This window comes from Paenibacillus sp. NFR01 (assembly GCF_900111565.1).
Lineage (GTDB): Bacteria > Bacillota > Bacilli > Paenibacillales > Paenibacillaceae > Paenibacillus_AQ.
This window is the reverse complement of sequence record NZ_FOIK01000001.1, coordinates 130,813-152,078: the sequence shown is the minus strand read 5'-3', so window position 1 is coordinate 152,078 and position 21,266 is coordinate 130,813. Positions and strand designations below refer to the sequence as shown.

Here is a 21,266-nt window from a genome sequence, read left to right as displayed (position 1 = left end):
GGTGGTGACAGCGAGTGTAACGGACCTGAGCGCCGCTATTTGCTGAGTAACAAATTATTTCCCACTCTAACGGACCTGAGCGCCGTTATTTCCGAATTTTAAGCCAAATTCCAGCCATTGGCGATGAATAACGGCTCTGATGTCCGTTACACTTAGCAATACCGCTTATTTCGCCAAATAACGGCTCTGGTGTCCGTTAGGAGCTAATGCGAAGGATTTTGGCTTGTTCAGAAGCTTGTTCAGAAGCTTGTTCAGAAACTTGTTAGGAGTAAGCAAGGGCGATCACGGCAGCCCTTTAAACCATAATCCCCGTCACAGCACCTTATGCAGCCTCATTCCAGGCACGTGAAAACTTGCCGCCTATGCACAAGCCTTTGGTTTCAGCCAAACATCATTTCTGCCTCTATCCGTTCTCCTCCCCCCGTCACCTTCCATCCATACGCAAAAAAACGCCCGCAACCTCATCAGGTGGCGGGCGTTCCTATACATGTTTATTCGTTGGTGCTGCTTCCTTCTTCCTTCGGCATATCCGGAAGCTGCAGCAGGTAGCTGTTCGACATGTCGAGCAGACGCTGGGTCGCAAGGAACTCGCTTTCGGTCGAGCCGCCGGTCGTTACGGCGTTGTCTTCCGTATTGAAATTGGTGCCGTCCTCATATCCATTGCCGGTCTCGTACAGCGTTGTGTTGTTGATGAACGAGCCTTTCGGCAGGAAGTGCCGGATCGGCAGCAGGTTGTAGGTCTGGTTGAACAGATCTTCGCCAAAATGGAGCTGGCTTGCCGAAGATACGCCCAGCAAGTTCGCCACGGTCGGCAGGATGTCGACCTGGCCGCCGGTAATGCTCATTTCCGATGGCAGCATGGCGCCAGGGGAATGGACGATAAACGGAATGTTGAACAGGTCGGTGTAGCCGTAATCGTGGCCCAGCACCTCTTTCAGCAGTTCTTTTTCATCGTCGCCGAGGGTGTTCATCGGAACGCCCTGATGGTCGCCGTAGAAGACGATCAGGCTGTCATCCCAGAGACCGCTGCTCTTCAGTTCGTCGAGGAACTGGCCCATCGCATAGTCGGCATAGTTCTGAGCGCGGATGTAATCGCCCAGCAGCGTGCCTTCGTACCGTTCAGGCAGTTTCATTTTGTATTTATCTTCCGGAATGCGGAACGGATGGTGCGCGCTCATGGAAATGACCATGGCATAGAACGGGTTGCTTCCCTGATCCATCTTCGCCAGTTCCGGCACCGTTTTGGCGAACAGCACTTCATCGGAAGAACCGAAGGCGATGTGATCGTCGTCGCCGTAGAAGGACGCGTCGTAATATTTCTCAAAGCCGATGGCCTTATACAAGGCAGTACGGTTCCAGAAGGACACATCGTTGGTATGGAAGGTCGCATTGTCATACCCGTTCGCTTTAAGCAGCTTCGGCAAGCTCGGTACGGCCTTGTTCATGTAATCCGACGAGGTGGCCGGCTCATGAAGCGGCACGTAGAACGATGTATTCACGGCAAACTCGGCATCCGAGGTTGTGCCTTGACCGGCGTTGGTATAGAAGTTTTTGAAGTACGTGTTTTCTTTGGCGAGCTTGTTCAGGTTCGGCGTGATTTCCTGGCCGTCGATGGTCAGGCCAATCAGGAAATTCTGGAACGATTCCATTTGTACCACAATCAGGTTTTTGCCTTTGTCGGCGCCGAAATACTGCGGAGCTGCCGGTTCAGTGATGCCTTTTGTGGTATCCACCGCCTGCTGGCTGATCTCCTTGGCGTCGATGATCTCTTCTTTTTCCGTCATGTCGGCCACGATTGTGTAGAGCTCGTAATTCAGAATGCCCATGCTTTCAGCTTTCTTGATCTCGTTCATGCTGGCGTGGTTCGGCCAAATGTTAAAGAAGCAAAGCGCCAGCGACACGCAGGTCAGGCCGATCAGCGCGGTGCGGTTCATCCGGTACGCGCCCCGTTCCTTCATGCGGGCGATATATTTTGGACGGAACATAAAGAACAGGAAGAATACGATGTCAATGAAAATGAAAAGATAATACGGCGAGATCAGCGAATAAGTGCTTTCTCCCACTTTGGTAACCTTGTCGGCCTGCTGCAGCGCATGATAGGTTGCAATGACGCCATAATATTTATAGTACATGAGTACCGAGAAGTAGATCAGCGTCATCAGCAGGTTGGCTATCATGTAGTACAGAATTTTCCGTTTGGTCGCGAACCATTCAATCAGGCAGAACACGATCATGAAGAACGGAATTTCCGTCAGGAGCATGCCCCAATTCGGGCCGTCCTTGAACACGACGAAATAGGCCACGGCGCTTTTCAGCAGCAAAATAAACGAAAACAGCCAGATCGGTCTTGAATCCAAATATTTTTTCATAGGTTTATCTATCTCCTAACCATTTCTATAAGAAGTTGCACAACAGACCCCGGATTTCCGCGCAGCACAAAACAAAAACGTTGCCGGACAACAGTCATGTTACTGTAGCCAATGTTGTTCGCCTCGGTTCTATATAAAGTCGCTTTAACATAAACGTTCCTCATCTATACTTATGCATTAAAGCACAAAATAGATTGCTAATCAACTTATACTTATTGCCTCGGATTCCGGGAAAATTCCACGGTAAACTAAATTTGCTACATCCGCATGATGCCGGAAAGTAATGGCTATTCCGCGTCATCATAGAGGGTAAGAAGTTCTGCAAACGAAGAAATGATGGCATCGGAGCCCTTCAGTTCATCTTCTTTGCCGAACCCGGCGTACGCGCAGCCGATCACGGTTTGCCCGTTGCCCTTGCCCGCTTCCACATCGGAGGAACGGTCTCCGACCATCCATGCCCGGTCGATTCCGTGATGATCGAGAAGCAGCTTCAGCAGCTCCGTCTTGGTTGCCGTTCCCTGGCCGCCGGCGCTGTACAGCCCCTCAAACAGACCCTTCAGCTCATGCACGGTTACGATCGTGTGGATATAATCCTCCAGTCCGTTGCTCGCAACAAACAACCGCAATCCCCGTTCCTTCAGCCGGGCAAGCGTCTCCGGAACTCCCGGATACAGGAGGGTTCCCCCGTTGTTCAAGCCCTCAATCTCCAGTTCAAGCAGCAGCTCATCCGCCCGGCGGTGCACGGCTTCATCCGCGTCCGGCATGACATTCTTCCAGATTTGCGCCAGCAGCATTCCGAGACTGCCCAGAATCAGCTCCTCCGGCGGCGTCGGTCCGCTGAACAAGCCTTCCTCGCGGAGTCGGTCGAACATCCCGTGATAGGCGGGCAGCAACAGGCTTTCCGTTTGAAACAACGTGCCGTCCATGTCGAATACCATCGCTTCCGGCTTTTTCAGTACCGGACTCATTTTCTTCTCCTCATGCTGCATTCCGGCATTCCTTCCTTTCGCTTACGCTTCACTCATCTCGCCTTATAATATCGGATTTGGGTCGCCATTGTCTATGGAATGCTGCCTTGGACTAGTAAAATTTTCCGTTTATTCCTTGCCGAACGCACGAAAAAAGGACCGTTTTCCCCACTGAAACTCAGCAGGAATGCGGCCCTTTCCGTCATCGGTATGAAATGAATAAATTAAAATTATACCCGGTCGAAGCTTGCGATCAGCTCGTCGAGAATGTCCTTGCTCACCATTTTTCCCTTGAAGTTGATCAGGTTTTCGGAGCTTCCCGAGAAGATGCAGGTCGGCTCGTATTTGCGCAAAATGATTTTTTCTCCGTCCACGAAAATTTCCAGCGGGTCCTTTATATCAATTCCCATCGTTCTGCGAAGCTCGATCGGAATAACGATCCGTCCCAGTTCATCCACTTTTCTCACAATTCCAGTTGCTTTCATGTTTGCTTCCTCCTTGAAATCCATTGGTTATCGTCAATGATGCTGCAATCCTGAGTCGTAACGATTACGCCATAACTGACATTTTAAGGTGCTATATCTTTCCTGTCAATTTTAATTCTACATCTTTTGATATATATCGACAAATACACCGCAAATATTTAGATATCTTTCGACAAAATAATTGTTAAAATTTTCAACATAGCTAAAATAGAACCCCGCGTGCCATACCGGAAAATCCGGCGGCCCGCGGGGCGGTTCAGCTGAGACGGCAATCGGTCAGCTGTTAAATTTTATCAATGCACGCGAAGCTCGAACAAACGGGCGGTCCGGCCTGCCGGAAGCGCCGCAGTCAGGATGCCTTGCGCCTTGTCCCAGCTCCAATTGGCACCGTGGGCCTGCGGATACGCGCAGGCGGCATCGGCGTCCCGGCCCTTCAGCTCCGGCAGCGGCAGACGTACCGCCTCCGCGTCGCCGGCGATCCGCCAGATCGCGAGATAACGCTTGTCGCCGCGGCTCAGGCCGAAGCTGACCCATTCGCCTTCACCGTCCGGAAGGCCCAGCGGCCAGAACGGAACCGCCTGCGGAATATCGGCGCGGATCGATTTGTAATAATCGAGCGCTTCCTTGACCAGCGCCAGCCGGTGCGGATTCAGCTCCGCCAGGTGGCCGCTTTGGTGGACGCGCAGCAGGAGGCAGTTCACCATGTTGAAGATGACCTCTTCATCGTCGCCTTCGCGCATCGGATACGACCAGACGGCGGATTGCTCCGGCGTCAAGGCCATCGGCGAGCCGGCGGCAATGGCGGCATAGCTGACGTAATCCTCCTGGTCGCTTGTCGACTGGATGCTGTGGCGGCTCAGCATCGCGTAGTCCATCCGCATGCCGCCGCTGGAGCAGTTCTCGATCACGAGCTGCGGATAGCGGGCAAAAATGCTGTCGAGCCATGCCAGATAAGCGCGGTTATGCTGCAGCAGCCCATCGCCGAAGCTGTCGGCATCCGTTTCGGTGCCGATGCCGGCATTAATATTGTAGTCCATCTTGATGTACCCTACGCCGTATTCCTCGACCAGCCGTGTAATAACGCTGTCGGCATGGGCGATCACCTGCGGATTGCGGAAATCGAGCTGGTACCGGCTGCGGTCTTTCACCCGCTTGCCGTGGCGCATGAAGAACCAGCTGTCGTCCGTGTCAGCCAGCTTCGGCGAATTGATGCCCATAACTTCAATTTCCAGCCACAGGCCGGGAATCAATCCTTTGCCGCGGATGTAGTCGAGCACGTATTTGATGCCCTCCGGGAACCGTTCCGACGAGGGTAGCCACTCGCCCACGCCGTCCCACCACTCGCCCGGCGCATACCAGCCGGCATCGATGCAGAAGTATTCGCAGCCGACTTCGGCAGCGGCGTCGATCAGCGGCAGCAGCTTTTCGGTCGTCGGGCTGCCCCAGAGGCAGTTCATATAATCGTTAAAAATCACCCGCAGCAGCTCATTGTCCTCGTTCGGCCGGCGGATGATCCGGCGGTAAGCGGTCAAATGCGCGGCAGCGCTTTCCATCCCGCCAACGGCGGAGCCGACTGCGACCGGTACGGAGCGGAAGCTTTCCCCTGGCGCCAGTTTGAGCCACCAATGGTTGTCATGCTCCGTCGGACCGCTGATGAGCAGCGTCAGCTGGTCGTATTGGTCGGTCAGTTCCCAATGCCAGGAGCCGTTGTGCTCAATCTGCCAGAACAGGGTGCCGCCGCTCTCCTTATTATGAAGCAACGCCACCGGCATCAGCTCCGCCGCCGACCAAGAGCCGGTATTGCTGGCGGCAATCCGTTTGGAGCCGCGGTCGGCCAGATGCGACATCCCGAGCTCCGGGAGCCGGTAAGTCTTCCACTGCAGCTCGCTTTGCCAGCCGCTGTGGGCTACCGTGACTTCGATCTTGTCGCCGCGGTCGCCCGCGCCTTCCTTGTCGACACCGGTCAACGCAAAGGAGGAGACGTACTCCACCGCGACCTCCTCCGGCCCGTCGTTCTTCAGCTCCGTCCAGGCGCGGACGATCTGCACGCCGCTGTAGAACTGCAGATGCTGCACCGCTAGGATGCCGGTAACCGAATCCGCGAGCGCCAGCTCAAGCTTGCGGCCTTGCGCGTTGCGTGCTTCGGTATGCCCGACATAGCGCATCCGCAAGCCGGGATACGAGGCGCGGTGCGTCCGTCCGTGGTACTCTGCCCGGTCCTCCCCGCTGAGCTGCAGCTCCAGCAGCCGGAAGCCGGCTTTGCGGTCCGCCGGCACCGATTCCGGCGCGAACGGCCATGCGGCAAAATGCAGCAGCCGGACATCCTGCTCCGCGGTAATTTCAATCGTAAGATAAAGTCCGTTCTCTTCAATCTGGATAAGTCTGCTCTCCATCACGATCTGCGAACCTCCTGAAATCCATTTTGTTATCTAGTATAAGGTCATAAGGGCCTATAAGAAAAGACGGCCCGCCGGTAAGGAGCTTACCTTGGAGCCGTCCAGGGAATCGAACTTCAGGTTATTGGGCCGAGCCGAATTGAATCCAAGCCTGCTCGATTTCTTTAACCGTTTGATCTTTGTTTTTGCTTCCGCCGATATAGGCTTGCATCAGCTCGCCGAATTTTTGATGGAAGGTGTCAAGCGAGTAGTTCACCGACAGGTCGCCGGATTTTTCAGTCTTCAGAATTTCTGCCATTTCCTTAGGCATTTGCAGGTCCGGCAGCGGGGCATCCTTGATTGGAGGAATAACCTTCGCTACTGTGGAGAACCAGCTCTTGCCGTAGTCGGAAGTGTACAGCCAGTTGAAGAACTCGATAGTTTCGTTCACGACTTTGGAATCTTTATTGATGCGCAGCGCTTGGTCGGCGCCGGTAATGATTTGCGATTGTTCCGCTTTGTCGCTGACAGGGTAGCCTGCGATGCCAAGATCGAAATCAGGCGTGATTTTCTTGATCGCTTCTTCGTCCCATGCGCCTTTACCGGTCATGAATGCCGCTTTGCCGAGGGCAAAGTCGCTGACTTCGGCGTTGCTGTCGCGTTCCAGCGGTTTGTCGGTACCATGTTTTACGGTAGTGTCGATGAAGTTGAAGAAGTTATTGTACAGGACCGGATGGTCTTTAAACGTTGTTTTACCGGCGATAAAGTCGGCAACCAGCGTCTTGGCGTCCGTGCCGGCATCCTCAGCGGCAGCGTCTACGAAATGTTGGAAGATATGCTTCCATACCCACCATTCTTTATAGGCGTTGGCGAAAGGCGTGATGCCTTTGGCTTCCAGCTTGGCAATGGCATCATCCATTTGCGCAGTCGTTTTCGGAACTTCGGTAATGCCCGCTTCGGTCAGTAGCTTTTTGTTATACATCAGGACGAACAGGTTGCCTTTTACCGGAAGACCCAGCACCTTGCCGTCCGAAGAGCTCATGTTGGAGCGGACTGCATCGGTCATTGCCGCTGCGAGCGGTTCGTTGGTCAGGTCGGCGCTGTATTCGGCAAATGTATCGATATCCCCGCCAGCTGTCGTTTGGAATACGTCAGGCGTGCTGCCTGCAGCGATTCTGGATTTCAGGACGGTGTTGTAGTCGGCTTGCATAATTTCCAGGTTGATCGTTACATTCGGTTTTACTTTTTTGTATTCCGCGATGTAGGCGTTAAAAGCGTCGGTGTACTCCGGAGAAGCGGTAAACATGTTGATCGTTACCGGCTTGGACGAATCCGTAGCCGTGTTGGCGGCCGCACCGTTGTTTCCGGCCGTATTGTTCTCAGCGGCATTGTTATTGTTGTTCCCGCCGCATCCGGCAAGCAGCCCGCCGGCAAGCACAAGACTGGCAGATAGAGCAAAAAAGCGTTTCATTATGTTGTTGCCCCCTTTTCTTCATTGCGTGATGTTCATGGTGTTATTCTAAATAAAAAGGAAAAGGATAAAAATGTACATAAGTGAACGGTTGAGGGTAAAAAAGTAGCTCGTGTAACCGCTTTATTCCCCTTCCTCCGACAGCTGCTGTCGAAATTCCGAAGGCGAGCACTCATAGTAATTGCGAAACGCCTTACTGAAATAGTTCTTGTCCTTGTAGCCCAGCATCTCGGAAATATCCTGGATTTTGAGCGCCGGATCCGACAGCAGTCCCTTGGCCTTATCCATTCTTACCTTCTGGACATACTCGTGAATGCCATATCCGAATTGCCCCTTGAACAGCTTCATTAAGTATTCTCGGCTAAGGAAATATTTATCCGTAAACATGGAAATCTTGATATCTTCAAAATAGTGATTGTCGATGTAGTCCTTAATGTTCTCCAGCACCGTGTTGCGGTCCCCGGACAATGAGCGCCCGATCTCCGCGGCGAACAGATCCAACATCCGGCCAAGCAGCAATTCAAATTCGTCAAAGGCGGTAAAATCCCGGCGGATTCCCGCTTTGGCCAGCCGCTCCCTCGCCCCGCGCTGCCGATCCGCCTGCGCTTCCGGGCCGGCGCCAAGATCCCCGAGCAGAATAATGAACTCGTGAATCGTTCGTTCGGCCTCACCAAGGCCGAAATAGCCGCCATCGCGCCATTTGCGCGTCAACTCGGCCAGAATGCTCCGGGCATGGCTGACGTTACCGCTCTCCAGGCTGCTGCGGATCTGCGGGATCCGTCCGGTCACCGAAGCGCCTTCTTTCGCATTGCTCTCTCCGGGATCAAACACGGCGACGGTACCAGCTTTGAGCGACAGCAGATCAATCCCGTTCAGCGCGGCTTTGGCTTCATCATACGATTCGGCCAGCTCCAGCACTTCACCATAAGGGGTGCCCATGCCGCTGACGCAGACGATGCCGAACAAGTCCTTCAGCACGGACACCGATTTGCGGATATGATGAAGCGACTGGAACGCCGCTTCTTCGAGGTGGCTCCCCTTGGCAGCCAAAATCGCAATTACCTCGCGTTCCGCCTTAGGGTCCGCGAAGCTGAACGCCTCGAAATCGCCGGCCCCGCTGTCATTCAGTACATTGGTGATCGCAAACTGCATGAGCCCTCGATCGCCGCGGAAGCGGTCTTTAAGCACCTGCTCCGCATTCAGCAGCCGCAAGACGCCGGCTGCATACCGGTACGCCCCCAGATGCATGCCGATCACCGGCGATAACGTCTCGGAGGAAGGATTTTTCACACTTCGGTCGATGATGGACAGGTAAAGCTTCTCTTTGAGTTTAGGAAGCGACAGGTTAAGAGCGATATTGCGGTTGATAAATTCATTATCCCGCGCCCGCTTCGTCTCAAGCAGGCTGATCGCTTTGCGCAGCGCGGTATTCAGATCGGTACGGTTTACCGGCTTCAGCAAATAGTCGATCGCCTTGGACTGGATAGCCTGCCGGGTATAGGCAAAATCGTCGTAACCGCTGATGACGATCAGCAATATATTTGGAAATTCTTTTTCCGCCGCCCGCAGCAGATCGAGTCCGTTCATCTCCGGCATTTTCATATCGACCAGCGCGATGTTGACCGGCTTCTCCCGCATCAGCTCCAGGCCGGCTTGTCCGTTCGTCGCCTCCAGCACTTCATCCACGCCGAGCGCTTCCCAATCTCCCAGAATGTTGATCGCTTCGCGCAGCGGTTCTTCGTCGTCAATAATCAGTACTTTATACATGATGTACCTAACCTTCCCGCGGCAGCCGCATTTCCAGCAATGTCCCGCTGCCGTCGCTTTGTATGATCAATCCGGCTTCTTCCCCGTACAGCAGCTTCAGCCGCGTATTCAAATTTTTCAGGCCGATGCTCTCCCCGCCTCCGGCGTCTTCGGGCGCCGAATCGTCCCACTCCACCGCCAGCGAAGCCCGAACCTCAGCCAGCCTGTCGCCGCGGATGCCCGGTCCGTCGTCCAGGACGGAGATGATGTTATGCGTAGAGGTCTCGTACGCCTCGATCGTAATCGTAACCGGGGTGGATACTTTTTCAAGCGCATGCTTGATGCAGTTCTCCACCAGCGTCTGAATGGACAGCTTCGGAATCCGGAGCTCCATCAGCCGTTCTTCCCAATCGTAAAGCACCTGCATCCGGCCGCCGAAACGCGCTTTTTGGAGAGCCAGATACCGTTCAATATGCCGCAGCTCTTCCTTCGCCTGCACCACATCCCGCCCGCTGATGCAATAGCGCAGGGTGAGCGCCAGGTTGTCCACCATTTCCACGATATCGTCGCTGTTGTTCTTCAGCGCTTTGGTGGATATCGCCTGCAGGGCGTTATAGAGAAAATGCGGATTGATCTCGGCCTCCAGCGCTTTGAGGGTCGCGTTCTTTTGCGCCAGCTTGATCTTGTACCGCTCGTTGATCAGCTCGTTGGTGCGCTCCACCATTTTGTTGAAGTGGCGGGAGAGGTAGGCGATTTCATCATTGCCTGTCACCGCAGCCTCCGCCTCAAAGCCGCCGGCGCTGAACCGCTTCATCTGGAGGGACAGATGCTTGAGCGGGCTGGTAATTTTGTTGGCGACGAAGCTGACCAGAATGACCGATGCGATCAGGAAAAGCACCCCGATCCCAAAGCTGAGCATCCGCGCCCTGGTTGCCGCCGCATATATCTGCTTGTATGGAATCGGCTTAACCAGCTTCCAGCCCTCATTTTCGTTGACATCATAAATGACCAAATACTTCTCTTCGGCCCCCTGCCAGGTGACACGTCCGCTGCGGCCATCTGCCAGCAGTCCGGGAAGCCCTTCGGCCGCGCTTGCAGCATAAAATTCCGGACTATCGACCACGAAAGGCACATCATCCGGACCGAGATACATCAGATGCTCGCCATCGGTAAACGGAATGTCCTTCATGATTTCATCCATGACGCTCGAATTGAAATACAGGGACAGCATGGCTTGCGGCTCACGCGACGCGATGGAACGGATCATGCGATGGTAGCCCATGGCGCTTTTTTCCTTGTCAATCGGATAATCGCTTTTGATCTCCTCCGCCGTCTGCGGCGTTACAAACGACTGGTAGGCGCTGTTCTTCGGACTGTTCAGCGCGCTCTGGTACCATGGAAGATTGTCGATCGGCGGATGCGGGACGACGCGGACCGTAATATTATAGTTTTCTTTGGTGACATAATAATACTTGTGCTCTTTGATGATGTAGAGATACACCGCCTCCAGGTCGCTGCGGGAGAAATACAGGTTCTTCAAATAATTCTCCACATACATCTTCGACGCGTACTCTTCGGACTCATGGGTCAGCGCGTAGCTGAACTCGTCGTAGGAGATCTGCGGGAGGGAGAGCTGCACGATGCCGTTCAAATAATTCTCGAGATTGCGCCCGACGAGCAGCAGGTTGTTGCTTGTACTGGCAATGCTGTTGTTGACCGATTCCTGCCTCAGCATACCGTACGAAATAAAAGTCAGCGAGGCCACCACCAGTATGACGATGCTCGTAAATAACAGGATCAGCTTATTGGCCAGTCGGCGGGATACCCGTGCCAGCATGGGCTCAAGCAGCTTGTACCACGTCTTGCGGATCACGTTCTTCAGCTCCTTTGGCAGCCTTAGCGGGGTGAAAAAGTTCAGTTCACCTTTTTACCCTTAACTGTACTCTTAAATCCATTCATGAGTATATCGGGCTGCCCTATAATACACAATATAGACTAACCGGAATGGTTATGTGTGGCAAGCTTGGCCAAGACTCCCACTCTATCAATTAAAATGAGGTGCAGCTATGTTTAAATCAGTCGGCAGAAATTTGCGCGATAAACTGGAGTTCGGGATTTTCACCCTCCCGGTTCTGATCTGTGTCGCCGTGGCATTCTATATTCCGTTTGCCATGACCATCCGTTATTCCATGATGAAATGGAACGGGATTTCCAAGCATCCCAAATTCATCGGCCTGGATAACTTCAAGCAGATCTTTACGGGCGACAGCAATTTTTCAAGCTCCGCATGGTTCACGATCAAATATGCGATTCTCTACATCATCATTGTCAACGTGCTGGCGATCCTGCTCGCCGTGCTGCTCGATATGAAGCTGAAATCGACCACGTGGCTGAGAGCCGCATTCTTTATCCCGTATATCCTCAGCTTGGTTATCGTCGGCTTTATCTGGAAGTTCATCTTCATGCAAGGCTTTAACTCGCTGGGCGACAGCACCGGCTGGGCGATCTTCGGATTAAGCTGGCTGGGAACGCCGGGCCTCGCTTTTATCTCTATTCTAGGGGTTTCGATCTGGCAGTCCATCGGTTTTTACCTGGTTATCTACATCGCCGGTCTCCAGTCCATTCCGGATGATTTGAAGGAAGCCGCTACCGTCGACGGCGCAGGCGCTATCCGCCGCTTCTTCAGCATTACGCTGCCGCTGCTTGCACCTTCGATCACGATCTCGGTGTTTATGGCGCTGACCAACTCGATCAAGGTCTTCGACGTCATCCTGTCGCTTACCGGCGGCGGTCCTGGCGGAACGACGTACAGTATCGCCTATGACATTTACCGCGACACCTTCCAGAACAATCTGTACGGCTACGGTACAGCCAAGGCGTTAATCCTGTTCGTTGCAGTACTGGTCGTTACGGTCATTCAACTTACGTTCTTCAAACGGAGAGAGGTGGAGGCATAATGCATACAAACAACAAAGCTGGACGAATCGTTCTTGAGGTGGTACTCGTCCTCCTCTCCCTGCTCTTCCTGTATCCGCTGTTCCTGACGATTATCAACTCGCTGAAAAATTTCAGTGAAGTCATGACCGACGTCATCGCGCTGCCGAAGCACCTGACGTTCGACAACTACTCGTATGTATGGAAATTCATCAACTATCCGCGGCTGTTCCTGAACAACTTCATTATTACCGGCCTCGGTTTGCTCGGGATCGTCTTCGTTTCTTCCATCGCAGCTTATAAGCTGGCACGGACGAAATGGAGAATCAGCGGAATTATCTACTTCATCTGCATTATGCCGATGCTGATTCCGTTCCAGTCGATCATGCTGACGGTGCTGCAAACGGCCAAAAACCTTCACCTGTCGGAAAGCACCTGGGGTCTGGGCCTGTTGTATTGGGGTTTCGGCGCTCCGCTCGCGGTCTTCATCTATCACGGGTTCGTGAAAGGCATTCCGCTTGAAATTGACGAAAGTGCCACGATTGACGGCGCCTCCGGCTTCCGCCTGTTCTTCAGCGTCATCTTCCCGCTGCTGAAGTCGGTCACTACGACGATCATCATCATCGACGTGATGTGGATCTGGAATGACTTCCTGCTCCCACTGCTCATGGTGAACGGCTCGCCGGACACGAAGACGCTGACGCTGGCCGCGTACACGTTCGTCGGACAGTACACCTCGGACTGGCAATATGCAATGACCGCCATGGTTATGGCCGTGCTGCCTTCCATCATCGTGTTTATCTTCCTGCAAAAATACATCGTGAAAGGCGTTGTCGCCGGGGCCGTCAAGGGCTGATCGGGTCAATGTATCACATGAAAAAGCCGCCTCCAGCCGTTATGGCTGGGGGCGGCTTTGCTGTTTGGCGCTGAGATTATGCTTGAAGCGTGCTGAGAATTATTTGGGCTCATCTGGTGGACGCTCCGCTGCTCTAAGCACGGCAATTTCAACAAATCAAAAACTGCACAACAACTGCAAAACAACAAGCTTACAAACCGATCAACATCAAACCACCAAACCACCAAACCAACAAACCAACAAACCAACAAACCAACATAATCAACAATCCAAGCCGATACTGCACAACAAGTACAAACCTATCACTTCACTACATATCAGCTCCATCAGACAGCGACCAGACGGCCGCACTCTAATGCTACCTTCCTTAACAAGGCCGTACCGATAAAGGCCAGCCCGGCAATCACATGGAGCAGGTTACTTGGTTCTGTTGCTAACGGACCTGAGAGACCTTATTTCCGAAAAAACAAATCATTTCCCAAATTAACGGACCTCAGCGCCGTTATTGTTGCTGAAAGAGCGAATTTCCCGCTCAAAATAATAGAATAACGGCGCTGGTGTCCGTTAGCGACGGAAATACTATGGTTACCCCCAATAATGGCGCTCCGGTCCGTTAGCCAATAAAGGCCGCGCAACAGTACCCTAACCGTCAACACTCCCAGCGAGCACCCGCCAAAACTATAATGTAAGTCCAGAGCCCCATCGTTTCTCAAATCCCATTCCACGCCGACCAGCCGGATTTGCCCACACCCCGCAGACTCCACGCTTCTCGCCTCTCAATTCTCGCCCTCGGGTTTCGCATCACTCTTAACGCTCACAACCCTACATCTTCTCGCTGACCGTGCCGTCGGCGGCAACCTTGGCGTTGAACGACAGTTTGTTCAAAGTGGCAATCGTCCCTTTGTTATAGGCCGCATTCATGAAATTCGGCTGGCCGCCGGCGATTTTGACCGGGGTAATCTTCGCGGTGACGCCGGAGGCGGTGAGATTGATATGAAGCAGCATGGAATGCAAGGTTTTGTCTCCGCCGCGCGTCGAGCGGTTGAACACAAAGTTGCCCAGCGAATAATAGATCGGCTTATGCTTGTAGTATTCGATGCCCATCAGGCAGTGGCTATGCGCGCCAAGGACCAAGTCGGCGCCGCTGTCGATCAGTTTCTTCGCCAGCGTCCGCGAATCCTTTTCCGGGTAATCCTTGAACTCCTGGTTCCAGTGCAGATAGACAATGGTGTAGTCGCTCGTTTCAGCCGCTTGTTTGACGGCGCTCACCAGCGGCTCGGCGGTGTACGCCTGGGCAGCCCCGGCATGGTTCGGCCCGGCATGCCACGATGGCCCGGACAGGACGCGGCTCGCGCCGATAATCGAAATGGTTTTGCCTTTGATTGTGCGTACGAACGGCTTAAAGGCTGCCGTACTGTTCCTGCCCGCGCCGGTATGGCCGATTTTGTACTGATCTAGATAATCGAGCGTGTCGAGCATGGCGGCCGGCCCATAATCAAGAATGTGGTTGTTAGCCAGCGTTACGCCGTCAATCCCGGCATAGACCAAGCCGCCAAGCGTTGCCGGTTTGGAGCGGAACACAAAGCTTTTCACCGCGGGCTCCCCTTTCAGGGACACCGGCGTCTCCAGATTGGCGAATGCAAGATCGGCTTTTTTCAGGACGGGTGCTACTTTGGCAAAAGGAAAATTAACCCCGTATTTGTCGATTTGCTCCCCGACAAAGCCGTCAAGCAGAATGTCGCCGGCAAACGCCAGCGTGACCGTATCCGCGGCGGCCGTTTGAGCGGATGCCGGAGCACTGCTCGCGGACCATCCTTCTCCGGGCATTAGAAGAAAGAATACAATGAACAAAGCTGCGATTTTATACAACTTATATGCTCCCTTAACTGAAATGATATCTCCCTACTATAAAGGAATAAGCTGGACGGTACAAAGGACTAAAGACCCTGCATTGTTTCGCGATTGTGGCTGACCGGCACCTTGCGGAGCACGGCGCGGAAGCAATAAACGCGCTCCCCGTCAGGCGGACAAAGGGCATCGGCCGGTAGGCTAAAGTCCGTCTCGCCCCAATAGCGGAACCCCGCCGCCAGCAGCACTTCGTTCACCAGCGGCAAAGCGACTGGCGGACTCGCAAACGTCAGCACCAGCAGTCCTTCACTGTTTAGCGTCCGGTAAAATTCCTTAACCGCAGGCGCCAGGTCTTGAATCGGGAGGTGCTCCAGAACCGCAATGCAGAATATCGTATCAAAGCTTTCATCCACATACGGCAGCCGGATCAGGTCGGCTTGGGACAGCTGCAGCTTCGCCAAAACCTCTTCGGAAATTTGCCCGGCAGCCTCCGGCCCGACTTGTTCATAAACATCGCGGAGAATATAATCCGTCGTTACAATCCGCGCATCAATGTCGCAAGCGAAGGTTTCGTCGCTGACCGCAGCAAGATGAAATTTAAGCGGCTGCGCGATGCCGCAGGCTGCGTCCAGCACCGTATCATGGGGCGAGGTGAAGTGGGTGCACCATTCATATTCGTAAGGGCGGCTCCACCAGGAATCGGGCAGCTCATACACGAGCTTGTCGCGGCGGGCATCGGAGCGGACAAAATAACGGGAAACATACGGATGTGTCGGCATGGCCAGGACTCCTTCAAATGGGTTTTCGGTAGTGAGAGTATATTCAGCAATCGTCCAATCATGCCATGTCCTTGAGACTGGGAAAAGCGGCGCGGGCTTGTTAGTCCATTGGCTGCGGACGGAAACAATAGGAATGGAGGTTAGATTGATTAGTTCGCAGCCTGCACGCATACGCCTAGGAATGGGGCATTCGCCCAACCACAAAAAACGCCCCGAAGCCGCAATGGGCTTGGAGCGTTTCATCAAAACCGGCTACCGCCGTTACACGTAATAGGAAAGCAGTTTGGCGCTGGTGCCATGTTTCTGGATCAACGTATCCAGCAGCTTGTACCAATCAGGGTCGACGGTGCAGCGCTCGGGATGTTTTTCAAACCATGCTACCGCTTGCTTGATGCCTTCCGCAAAAGGAACGGTGGCTTCGAAATCGGGAACCAGCCGTTTGATCTTGCTGTTGTCGAATACGATGCTGACCGCCTGGTCGCCGATCAGTCCGTCAGCTAGACCCGCCGGTGCATGTGCGGCAATAAAATCGGTGGACATATGCACCACCTTCGGTTCATTGCCTGCGGCTTGTCCAATGGCGGCATAAATCTGGTTCCAGCTCAGCACCTCATCCGAGGTGATATGGATCGCTTCGCCGATTGCTGCCTCAAGACCGAGCAGACCGACAAAACCTTTGGCGAAATCGGTATTATGGGTCAGCGTCCACAGGGAAGTGCCGTCGCCGTGAATGACAATCGGCTGGCCTTTGCGGATGCGTTCAATCATGGACCAAGGATGCGCCCAGCTGGTGAGGCCGGCCGGAATCGCCGTATTGCCGTACGTATGCGAAGGGCGGACAATGGTTGTCGGGAACCCGCTGTTATGGTAAGCCTCCATCAGCAGCTCTTCGCAGGCGATTTTGTCGCGAGAATATTGCCAGTACGGGTTCACAACAGGTGTGTCTTCCGTAACTACATAATGCTGCAGCGGCTTCTGGTACGCAGAAGCGGAGCTGATAAATATGTACTGCTTCGTTTTTCCGGTAAAAAGCTCCAGATCCGTCTTCACATGCTCCGGGGTAAACGCAATCCAGTCGACAACCACATCAAACTCATGCCCTTTCAGCGCCGCGGCTGCTTCCTCCGGCTTACGGATATCGCCTTGAATCACTTTCGCTCCGGCCGGAACAAGCTCATCCCTCTGTCCGCGGTTAAACAGGTACAACTCGATGCCCCGTTCAATCGCAAGCTTGGACACCGCCTCGCTGATCAGTCCGGTTCCTCCGATAAACAATACTTTCATCTCTATTTTGCTCCTTTCCAAGCCGTAAAAGCCAATGTATTCGATTTCATCACATTTTATTCTAGAACAGTTTGTTTATAATTTCTATCTCTTTGTGCAAAAATAAATACATGTCCGGTTTCTTAATAATATTTACTTTATAAAAGTAATATGCTATAGTAAATATCACAGATATGAATCCACACCGTAAACCAAAACATTCACTCAGGAGGAACTCAAATGGCTAACTTGAACATTGGAATTATCTTGGGAAGCACGCGCGTGGGACGCAACAGTCCGCAGGTCGGAGAATGGGTTAAAGGAATTGCGGAAGAACGCGGAGACGCCAACTACGAAATCGTGGACATCGCCGACTTTAAACTGCCCCTGTTCGGGGAGACGGACGCATCGGAACAGCTAGCCGCCTGGACAGGTAAGCTGGCCCAACTGGACGGTTTTGTGTTTATCGTGCAGGAGTATAACCACAGCATTACAGGCGCTTTGAAAAATGCGCTGGATTCGGCCCGCGACGAATGGAATAACAAGGCGGCCGGGATTGTCAGCTACGGCTCCGCCGGCGGCGCGCGCGCTGCCGAACATCTGCGCGGCATTCTGGGCGAGCTGCAAGTCGCCGACGTGCGCGTACATCCGCTGCTGTCTTTGTTCACCGACTTCGAGAACGGCTCGGTCTTCAAGCCGGCCGACCTGCATAAGGCAAACGTCAATGCCATGCTGGATCAGGTGCTCGCCTGGAGCGGCGCCTTGAAGACACTGCGAACCGGAACGGTAGCTCCACTGTAATCTATAGAACAAAAAGCGGCGATGCTGCCCGATTGGGCGGCTTCGCCGCTTTTTCTGCATGTAAGGTATATGATAGATAAGAATTTCGGGCAGAATATATTCTCTGACGCCCTCAAAGCCGCCCATTGCTTCTTAAATTTCACGGAGTCCTTGTTTATTTTCCAATCAAACCCGTTTATATACATTAGTGCAACCAGAATTCATTTTTGATGGAGGCCACAGATGATCACAAAACGCCAATCTACTGAAACAGGGACGTCGTCAATATGTATCCATCAGGAATGCCTGCAGCACATTCCTCACAGCAACTGGGCTTATCTCTATAACAAAGAGGTTATTCACTTGCGGGTCCGCACCAGAAAAGGCGAAGTGGACCGCGTCATTGCCCTGACCGGCGACAAATACGATTGGGAGTCTTATCATCATGAGCTGCCGATGCGCAAGGTGGCGAGCGGACGATTCTACGACTATTGGCAAACCGGGGTCGTGCCGGACCACCGGCGGTTTTCCTATGCCTTCCGTTTCCATGCGGGACAGCAGACCGTGTGGCTGACCGAAACCGGTGTATACGACGAGGCGCCGGAGGCGCCGAACGGCTTTTTCGACCGTCCGTATGTCCATGAAATTGATCTCTTCGCCCCTCCGGAATGGGCCAAATCCGCAGTTTTCTATCAGATTATGCCCGACCGGTTCGCCAACGGCGATCCGGGCAATGATCCGGAGGATACGGCCGGATGGGGCGAGGCTCCTACGGTGGACAATTTCTTCGGCGGCGATTTGCAGGGCATTATCGATAAACTGGATTACCTGGAGGACCTTGGCATCACGGCTATTTATCTGACACCTATCTTTGAAGCGCCGACCAACCATAAATACGATACCCTCGATTACAAAAAGGTCGACCCGCATTTCGGTGACTTGGAACTGCTGAAACGGCTGGTGCAAGAGGCGCATGACCGGGGCATCCGCATTGTGCTGGATGCGGTGTTCAATCATATCAGCGCGAATTCCCCGCAGTTCAAGGATGTCATTGAACACGGCGAGCAATCGCGGTATGCGGACTGGTTTCATATCCACAGCTTTCCGGTGGAGGTGCGGGAAGGAAAACCCAACTACGACGCATTCGGCTTCTTCGAGCAGATGCCCAAGCTGAACACCGCCAATCCGGAAACGCGCGAGTATTTGCTGGATATCGCCGAATACTGGCTGAAAGAAGTGGGCATGGACGGCTGGCGCTTGGATGTCGCCAACGAGATCGACCATGCGTTCTGGCGGGAATTCCGCAAGCGGATCAAGGCCATCCATCCGGAAGCTTTTATTATCGGGGAGGTGTGGAACGACTCGCTGCGCTGGCTGGAGGGCGACCAGTTCGACTCGGTCATGAACTATCCGCTGTCCGACCGTTTGCTGGAATTCCTGAATTCGGATTCCATCGATGCAGACAGTTTCTCTGCCCAGATCGGGCATCTCCTGATGCGGTATCCGCAGCAGGCCAATGAAGTGATGTTCAACCTGCTGGCCAGCCATGATACCCCGCGCCTGCTTACGCTGCTGGGCGGGGACAAGCGGAAGCTGAAGCTGGCGACCGCCTTTTTGTTTACCTTTCCGGGAACGCCGGGTATTTTTTATGGCGATGAAATCGGACTGGAAGGTGAAGGCGACCCGGATTGCCGTAAATGCATGGTCTGGGACGAAGCGAAACAGGATCGCGGCCTGCATGCAAGCTACCGGGAGCTGATTGCTCTCCGCCGGAACCATCCCGCACTGAGAACGGGCGAGTTCCAGTTTATCCGAGCCAACGCCAATGAAAAAGCCTTTATCTATGAACGCTACAATGACCAGGAGCATCTAATCGTCTGGATGAATCCGGCGGAGCAGCCGGTTACCTTATCCTTAAAACTGGAGGGAAGCTGGCAGGATGCGCTCGATGACACTCCGGCAGCGGCTTCCGGTGATACCGTACAGATGGAATTACCGCCATTCGGCTATAGAATTCTGGTGAAAATAAAGTAATGTCAAAAACCGGCCGTTTCCTGTCATTCAGGAAATTGCCGGTTTTTCTGTCAAATCTGCCTGTGCCCCCTCTTACCTGGCCCGCTGCCGGAATCCGGCTTTGACGGTCATTCCATTGTCCCTCCGCTCCGAACCCGGATCTTTTTCGACTTGGCTCGGCTTCACCGCAAAGAGTATCAGCAGCGCCCCCGCAATGCCGAGCGCCGTCATGGAGCCGAACAACACGAGATGTCCCTGCCGCATGAGGAGCGAAACCGCCGGCGGTCCGAGCGCTACGCCGATAAAGCGCATGCTGCTGTAAAGGGAGGTGATCGTGCCCCGGGCTTCTTTTTCCAGACTCTCCGTGATCAAGGCATCCATGCAGGGCAAAACCGTTCCGATGCCGATTCCACCGACCGTAAGCAGGCCGACCATATAATAAATGTTGCTGGAAAAGAGGGTAACCCCCATCGCCGCGGACAAGATTACCATTCCCGTAAAAGCCAGCCACTTCATGCGCGGTTTTTTCTGCCCGATAAATTTGCCGCTGATAAACGAAGCCAGACAGAGCATCGCCAGCGGAATGGCCAGCACATACCCTTTCGAGGCGCCATGCAGATTATATTTGGATTCCAGCGTCTCGGACAAATAAAACAACACGCCGAAAACGACATACATGCAAATGCCGCCGATGGCAAATATGGCATAAACCCAGCGGCCATTCTTATGCAGAATCTCCTTGATCTCCCCCAGAAACTCCCGCAGCTTTCGCTTCTTTGCAGCCGAATCCCGTTTCTCAGGTTCTTTGACCAGGAGGACCACCAGCAAAAAAGAGAGCAAACAAAGCGCCGGAATGGCGATAAATGGCGCATACCAGAGCAGAATGCCTAGATACGCTCCGAGAATCGGACTAAGCACCTTGCCGAACGTATTGCAGGTCTCCACAATTCCCAGCCCTTTACTGACCTCCTTCTCATCCTTGAACAGATCGCCGACAAACGGAATCACGATGGGAAAAGCGCCGGCTGCCCCGATGCCCTGCAGCAGTCTTCCGGCCAGTATCACCCCGTAAGCCGCCATACCGTCCATAAACCAGGCTGCAGCAACGCAGACCGCGCCGCCCGCCGCCGCTATCGCCAGGCTCGGAAGAATTACCTTTTTTCGCCCGAAACGGTCGGATAAATACCCGGCTATCGGGATCATGACAATCGCGATCAAACCGTACACCGTAATGATCATGCTGACTTGAAACGCCCCGATTCCCAGTTCCTTGGAGATCAGCGGCAGAATCGGCAGAAGCATGGAATTGCCGAGCGTCATAATCAGCGGGATAGATGAGAGCGCGACGAGAGCCCCTTTTTGACTCTTCATAACTGAAC

The 21,266-nt window shown here is 53.6% G+C and carries 15 protein-coding genes; 4 read left to right on the top strand and 11 right to left on the bottom strand.

Annotated elements, in window-relative coordinates:
* Positions 1-491: 491 nt before the first annotated feature.
* From BMW84_RS00660 to BMW84_RS00630, 7 genes are all read right to left on the bottom strand, one after another.
* Positions 492-2,369, bottom strand: coding sequence for an LTA synthase family protein (locus tag BMW84_RS00660; RefSeq protein WP_091063294.1), 1,878 nt, complete (start codon positions 2,367-2,369; stop codon positions 492-494).
* A 287-nt stretch (positions 2,370-2,656) separates the two neighbouring features.
* A complete protein-coding gene (locus BMW84_RS00655) occupies positions 2,657-3,337 on the bottom strand; it encodes an HAD family hydrolase (RefSeq protein WP_091067865.1) in 681 nt (226 codons plus the stop codon).
* A gap of 230 nt (positions 3,338-3,567) precedes the next feature.
* Positions 3,568-3,822, bottom strand: a complete 255-nt coding sequence (locus tag BMW84_RS00650) for an AbrB/MazE/SpoVT family DNA-binding domain-containing protein (RefSeq protein ID WP_091063292.1) — start codon at positions 3,820-3,822, stop codon at positions 3,568-3,570.
* A gap of 293 nt (positions 3,823-4,115) precedes the next feature.
* Positions 4,116-6,215, bottom strand: coding sequence for a glycoside hydrolase family 36 protein (locus BMW84_RS00645; RefSeq protein WP_091063289.1), 2,100 nt, complete (start codon positions 6,213-6,215; stop codon positions 4,116-4,118).
* Positions 6,216-6,339: 124 nt separating this feature from the next.
* Positions 6,340-7,671, bottom strand: coding sequence for an ABC transporter substrate-binding protein (locus BMW84_RS00640; RefSeq protein WP_091063286.1), 1,332 nt, complete (start codon positions 7,669-7,671; stop codon positions 6,340-6,342).
* A 120-nt stretch (positions 7,672-7,791) separates the two neighbouring features.
* Positions 7,792-9,435, bottom strand: a complete 1,644-nt coding sequence (locus BMW84_RS00635; RefSeq protein ID WP_091063284.1) for a response regulator — start codon at positions 9,433-9,435, stop codon at positions 7,792-7,794.
* 7 nt (positions 9,436-9,442) lie between these two features.
* Entirely contained in the window at positions 9,443-11,287 is a 1,845-nt protein-coding gene (locus tag BMW84_RS00630; RefSeq protein WP_368086694.1) for a cache domain-containing sensor histidine kinase, read from the bottom strand.
* Between the two features lie 193 nt (positions 11,288-11,480).
* Between BMW84_RS00630 and BMW84_RS00625 the strand changes: the two genes are divergently transcribed.
* Positions 11,481-12,371: a carbohydrate ABC transporter permease gene (locus BMW84_RS00625; RefSeq protein ID WP_091063281.1), complete on the top strand. Its 891-nt coding sequence runs from the start codon at positions 11,481-11,483 to the stop codon at positions 12,369-12,371.
* Positions 12,371-13,204: a carbohydrate ABC transporter permease gene (locus BMW84_RS00620; RefSeq protein WP_091063278.1), complete on the top strand. Its 834-nt coding sequence runs from the start codon at positions 12,371-12,373 to the stop codon at positions 13,202-13,204. Before BMW84_RS00625 ends, BMW84_RS00620 begins: the two co-directional genes overlap by 1 nt.
* Positions 13,205-14,026: 822 nt before the next feature.
* Here BMW84_RS00620 and BMW84_RS00610 read toward each other — a convergent pair.
* From BMW84_RS00610 to BMW84_RS00600, 3 genes are all read right to left on the bottom strand, one after another.
* The gene (locus BMW84_RS00610; protein WP_254772823.1) at positions 14,027-15,073 is read right to left on the bottom strand and encodes a CapA family protein; all 1,047 of its coding nucleotides are present in this window, start codon (positions 15,071-15,073) and stop codon (positions 14,027-14,029) included.
* A 68-nt stretch (positions 15,074-15,141) separates the two neighbouring features.
* A complete protein-coding gene (locus BMW84_RS00605) occupies positions 15,142-15,831 on the bottom strand; it encodes a class I SAM-dependent methyltransferase (RefSeq protein WP_091063274.1) in 690 nt (229 codons plus the stop codon).
* Positions 15,832-16,092: 261 nt separating this feature from the next.
* Positions 16,093-17,115 (bottom strand): SDR family oxidoreductase, encoded by a 1,023-nt coding sequence (locus tag BMW84_RS00600; protein WP_091063272.1) that lies wholly within the window; start codon positions 17,113-17,115, stop codon positions 16,093-16,095.
* 219 nt (positions 17,116-17,334) lie between these two features.
* Between BMW84_RS00600 and BMW84_RS00595 the strand changes: the two genes are divergently transcribed.
* Positions 17,335-17,895 carry an NADPH-dependent FMN reductase gene (locus BMW84_RS00595; RefSeq protein ID WP_091063271.1) on the top strand — a complete coding sequence of 187 codons (561 nt, stop codon included), beginning with the start codon at positions 17,335-17,337 and terminating at the stop codon, positions 17,893-17,895.
* A gap of 222 nt (positions 17,896-18,117) precedes the next feature.
* Entirely contained in the window at positions 18,118-19,908 is a 1,791-nt protein-coding gene (locus tag BMW84_RS00590; RefSeq protein ID WP_254772822.1) for an alpha-glycosidase, read from the top strand.
* 72 nt (positions 19,909-19,980) lie between these two features.
* Here BMW84_RS00590 and BMW84_RS00585 read toward each other — a convergent pair whose 3' ends face one another.
* The gene (locus BMW84_RS00585) at positions 19,981-21,258 is read right to left on the bottom strand and encodes a bacillibactin exporter BcbE (protein ID WP_091063268.1); all 1,278 of its coding nucleotides are present in this window, start codon (positions 21,256-21,258) and stop codon (positions 19,981-19,983) included.
* Positions 21,259-21,266 lie beyond the last annotated feature (8 nt).